We start from the raw sequence: 4,732 nt of genomic DNA, 5'->3' as shown, positions 1-4,732 counted from the left end.
TTCTGAATCAAATTCCGCTGAGTCGCATCCAACGCATCTAAGAACCCAGCATTCAACAGCGTACGATGGCATACCCTGCCGCTGTGATTACGGTAGCTCTCCACTAAACGGTAATAACCGCTATAGATTCCCGTTTCGGGGTTGGTGCGCATGGATACTTTGAAATACATGCCCCAAAGTAAACATGTAAACCGCTGATATACAATACCCCCTTGTGTACTACAAATGATTTTTCGAAAATTCAGACACTGATTATCAATGTATTACAAAAGCAAATAGAGCAAAAGAGCCTATTTTGAGGTGAAAAAAGGTGTTTTTTTAATGAATTTTGGATGGAAAGCTGCAAGATGGGTTAAGACAATGCCAGCGGGCATTTATACGATGACTGTGAAGAAAAACGGCTATTCCCCACAGGTGGAAACGGTAGCCATTTCGGACGGTGAACGAACGGAAATAAACATTCAACTGACAAAGAACTAAAACAAAAGCCCCGCACAGCGGGGCTTTTGTTTTTTAGTTTTGTTTTTCCTGAACAAGGTGAATGAAGCTGTTTAATGTATGAATTTGTGGTCTATATTCTTCTGGGAATGAGCTTAAATAAGGTTGTGGCACAACCAAGCGTACATCATATTTATACATTTCAGCTAATTGATTTGATGAAATACCCTGCTGAAGTGTAAAAAGATATTTATATTTTATTCGGTCTGCTTCATTTAGAATCTGACGCCAACGGTCTTTACAGGTTGTTTTTGATGCAAGAAAAACAAGTTTGTCAGAAGGATAAGATTGATTGTGATATTGGACTGAATTTGGGAATATAAAATCCGGACGTTTGTTTTCTTCTGTTATAACCTGAGATTGATATTCTAATTTGAAATTATTAAAAACCTCTGCTAAATGATGCTCAAGTGATTTGCCAGCCCTACTTTTTCGTCTGTTGAGAATTGTATTGGCGCATTCAACTAACTCTTCGACATTGACAAAAGGTGTTTTGATACGTTCACTATAACGAACATTTTCAATAGTTTTAAATAGTTGATATTCGGAATTTAGCCAATTGATTAGTTCAGAGTCTGGATGTGTAATAATTTGAGAGGGTTTGATATTGAACGTTTTCAAATAACAATTACGGGCATTTGTTGCAAGGTCAATTGTTGAAGGAAAATCACATTTTAAAGTTGATAAATAAAGATTGAAACACTGCAAAAGTCTTTCCTCAGCTGTAATAGTAATTTGCTTTTCAATTAAACGATTGGTTTCATTAGATGAGATATTAAATGCTGCAAAAAACTCTTCAATGTCTTCATCCGACTGTAATACAAAACCTTCGTAATAATCATTTTCAATGTGACTCAGAATGAATAAATCACCAACGTTATTAGTAGTTAAGAAAGGAAAGCCACGCCCAAATCGGGTAAGACGATATTCATTTCTGGTACCTTGCCCATAATAGATAAAACGGCTTTGAGTTTCAAAATCATTTTGCCATTTAATGGTTATAAAACGTTCATCATTTTTACCTTTCTGTCGAGGAGAATCAAACATTAAAGGAATTGAGTTTTTAGGGATATAAAAACCTTCCTGATGTCCACCAGTTTTGCCAGCATCGTTGGCAGAGATAAACTTGCAAAAAGAAGTCTTACTCTTATTAACTGATTCAATTGCAATATTGGCAATGTCGCTCATTTAGACAATGATTTTAATAATTTCTTTTGCTACTGCTTCAATTAATGGCACAATAACCGAATTACCAAACTGCTTATAAGCCTGATTGTCAGAAACAGGTATTACATAATTATCAGGATATCCCATTAAGCGGGCACATTCACGAGGAGTGAGGCGACGGGGATTCTGATCGGGTTGAGGAATTAGAATTTCAGAACCGTCTTTATAATAACGTGCGCTAAGTGTTCTGGAAATACCATTCAGATCGGTCATGCCAAAACCAAAACCATTTCCTTTAGCTTTATGTTTTTCAGAGTAAGCTTGAAGATATCCCCATAACTTGTTTGATAATGTGTATTTATCTTCAGGAGTTGGTTCCAAAATTTGAGCGATAAATTTGTTTGCTTTGGGCATTTCTGGAAATTTAAAATTTTCCTGCCCCATAAATACCTTCTTATCATAACCAACAATGATTATTCGTTCACGATGTTGAGGAACAAAATGTTTTCCATCTAAAACCCGGAAATGAATTGAATAGCCTAATTCATCAAGGGTGTTATAGATTATTTCAAAAGTTCGCCCTTTGTCGTGCGATAAGAGGTTTTTAACGTTTTCGAGCATAAAAGCCTTTGGGCGTTTATGCTTTATGATGCGGGCAACATCGAAGAACAATGTACCCTGTGTTTCATCTAAGAAGCCGTGAACACGGCCTAAACTATTCTTTTTAGAGACTCCTGCGATTGAAAAAGGCTGACAGGGAAAACCGGCCAACAGGATATCGTGGTCTGGAATTTCAGTTTCGTTTATTTGTGTAATATCACCGAATGGAACTTCTCCAAAATTGGCTTCATAGGTTTTCTTTGCAAACTTATCCCATTCCGATGTAAAGACACATTTACCTCCCTGATTTTGAAAAGCCAGACGTACACCTCCAATTCCTGCGAACAGATCAATGAATTTAAACTTTGTTTTTTCAGGTATTGGAAATGGAACATCCCATTTAATGGGAAGCAAATACTGAAATGATGATTCTTCAACTATATTGCACTTTTCGTTGAGCTGTTTAAAATATTCCTCAGCCGAATCTTTGTAATAATGTGCAACTCCATTTCCTGAATTATGCAAATAATGAGTGAAGTTAGCAAGGCTATTATCTTTTTCTTTCTCAGGCTGTATGTTAATCTTTTTTCTTAACTCTGAGTATTTCAATCCTTTTGTTTTCAACTTCATTGCTTATTAATTGTACGCAAAATTCTAACTTTTTTTTAATATCATTACCCCAGAACCGAATTACTTTCCAGCCATTTTTTGACAAAGTCTCATTGACCAGTTTGTCTCTGGCAATATTACCTTCAATTTTCTTTTGCCAGAATGCTGTATTCGTTTTTATTCTTTCTTTTTCGGTTTCCCAATCCTTCCCGTGAAAATATTCACTATCGCAAAAGATAGCAATTTTTAGCTTTCTGAATGTAAAGTCAGGCTTTCCAAAAATTTTCGAATTATTACGACGATATCTGAACCCTGATTCTCTCAAGGCTTTAGCAAGCAACTCTTCAATTTTTGTATTCTTACTTTTTATTGCCTGCATGTTTTTTTTCCGCTGTTCAGGGGTTAAAACATCCATGTTGCAAATATAGTCTTTCTGGATATGAGTTTGCGGATGGGGAAAAATGCATGTGTTTGCTATGTTATAGTGTCTTTCAGTTCGTGAAGATGGCAAACTTATGCTTTGTGGGAGGGGCTTTTTCTTACGTTATGTGTGTGTTTTCTTTGGGTTGCTGCTAACGGGTAGTGTAGCATTAGTGGCGGATTGCGGGCGAATCTCCTTTCAAACCGCTAGATGGCTGATGCGGGAAACGAACTTTGCGGAACGTGCTTCAACCGCCATTAATGCTACACAATGTTATGGGCATGGTGTTTTAAGTCTAATATCTATTGTTTATTGTTTCGAAATTTCACTACTTGAAAATATGTATGTTCTACATTTCTATTGTGTTCATTCGCTGGTATCCATTTGGGGGATTTTTCAATGGCCTTAGTCGCAATTTCGTCGAAAGCTTTGTCTAAAGGAACCCAGGGATATACATTTTCAATTTCTCCATTTTCGTTTACTGTAAATGCAACAATAACAATAGCTTCATCTGCATTTACTATTTTGTAATTACTTGGAAAATAAATATTCTTTGATATATATTTTGACCAAGCATCAGGACCTCCTTTGAATTCAGCTTTTCTGTCTGTAAGTGTTGTATCATTAATTGCTTCACCGTTTTCGTTAAAATATTGTTTTGTAATAAGTAGAGAGTCGTTATATACTTCAATTGAGCTCAGCTTACCATTCATGTGGTAATATTTCCAACGTCCATTTTGTTTTTTACCGGCAGAATATCTCCCCAAAGAAGCGAGTACACCATTATCAAACCAAGATACACAAGAACCACTACCATCATTTAGTAAATAAACAGAATCACGTAAGAATCCATTAGGATGCCAATATAGACTTGTCCCAATTTCTTTTCCATTCTGATAAACAACAGAATCTCGTTTATAACCGTTCCAATAAAAACTCATCCATAATCCATCTTTTTCATTTTGATGGTAATACCCATTTTTTTCAATCCTTCCATTTGAATGAAACGTTTGAAAAATTCCATCTCGTACTTTACTCAAAGAATCTAAATAATTGAGTCTCAAATGAAGTTTACGTTCTTTGATATAATAATCTTCTCGTAGATATCCTGAATCATTTTTTACGGTTAAACTGTAGAATCTAGCTGAATTTGGTGCACATTCTTCTTTCATATAATCAAGAAACTTTTCTGTTTTTTGAGAATAAATTATGTGCGAATTAAGAACGCAAAAAAGAACAATAACTAAGGATTTCTTTAAATAATTCATTGGTTAAAGGTTTTAGATTGTTTTGTATATATTACACTTGCCCATAACGGTTGGCGGTATTAACCGTAGCCCTGTTTTTATTTGTTACCATTTGCTTTGATTTGGTTAGTTTTCAACAGTTTACCGAGATTCCAATTTTGATATAATACCGCATTTTTCTAGTTTTGGG

At 35.3% G+C, this 4,732-nt stretch carries 5 protein-coding genes; 1 reads left to right on the top strand and 4 read right to left on the bottom strand.

Features of this window, described 5'->3' with window-relative positions; all coding sequences use genetic code 11:
• Positions 1-321 precede the first annotated feature (321 nt).
• A complete protein-coding gene (locus tag LX69_RS18425; RefSeq protein WP_111446909.1) occupies positions 322-480 on the top strand; it encodes a carboxypeptidase-like regulatory domain-containing protein in 159 nt (52 codons plus the stop codon).
• A gap of 33 nt (positions 481-513) precedes the next feature.
• On the opposite strand, the gene LX69_RS15235 is transcribed toward LX69_RS18425, so the two are convergent.
• From LX69_RS15235 to LX69_RS15220, 4 genes are all read right to left on the bottom strand, one after another.
• Entirely contained in the window at positions 514-1,686 is a 1,173-nt protein-coding gene (locus LX69_RS15235) for a type II restriction endonuclease (RefSeq protein WP_111446908.1), read from the bottom strand.
• Positions 1,687-2,895, bottom strand: coding sequence for a DNA (cytosine-5-)-methyltransferase (gene dcm, locus LX69_RS15230; RefSeq protein ID WP_111446907.1), 1,209 nt, complete (start codon positions 2,893-2,895; stop codon positions 1,687-1,689).
• Positions 2,843-3,289, bottom strand: coding sequence for a very short patch repair endonuclease (locus LX69_RS15225; protein WP_111446906.1), 447 nt, complete (start codon positions 3,287-3,289; stop codon positions 2,843-2,845). The genes dcm and LX69_RS15225 overlap by 53 nt, the downstream gene beginning before the upstream one ends.
• Before the next feature lie 308 nt (positions 3,290-3,597).
• Positions 3,598-4,563 (bottom strand): toxin-antitoxin system YwqK family antitoxin, encoded by a 966-nt coding sequence (locus LX69_RS15220; RefSeq protein ID WP_146260763.1) that lies wholly within the window; start codon positions 4,561-4,563, stop codon positions 3,598-3,600.
• Positions 4,564-4,732 lie beyond the last annotated feature (169 nt).

It is taken from the genome of Breznakibacter xylanolyticus, from assembly GCF_003254275.1.
Classification (GTDB): Bacteria; Bacteroidota; Bacteroidia; order Bacteroidales; family Marinilabiliaceae; genus Breznakibacter; species Breznakibacter xylanolyticus.
This window is presented reverse-complemented; position numbering and strand designations above follow the sequence as displayed.

Excerpts from the sequence above, each read along its gene's own strand:
- LX69_RS18425 (WP_111446909.1), top strand. The coding sequence starts at position 322 with ATGAATTTTGGATGGAAAGCTGCAAGATGGGTTAAGACAATGCCAGCG.
- LX69_RS15235 (WP_111446908.1), bottom strand. The coding sequence starts at position 1,686 with ATGAGCGACATTGCCAATATTGCAATTGAATCAGTTAATAAGAGTAAG.
- dcm (WP_111446907.1), bottom strand. The coding sequence starts at position 2,895 with ATGAAGTTGAAAACAAAAGGATTGAAATACTCAGAGTTAAGAAAAAAG.
- LX69_RS15225 (WP_111446906.1), bottom strand. The coding sequence starts at position 3,289 with ATGGATGTTTTAACCCCTGAACAGCGGAAAAAAAACATGCAGGCAATA.
- LX69_RS15220 (WP_146260763.1), bottom strand. The coding sequence starts at position 4,563 with ATGAATTATTTAAAGAAATCCTTAGTTATTGTTCTTTTTTGCGTTCTT.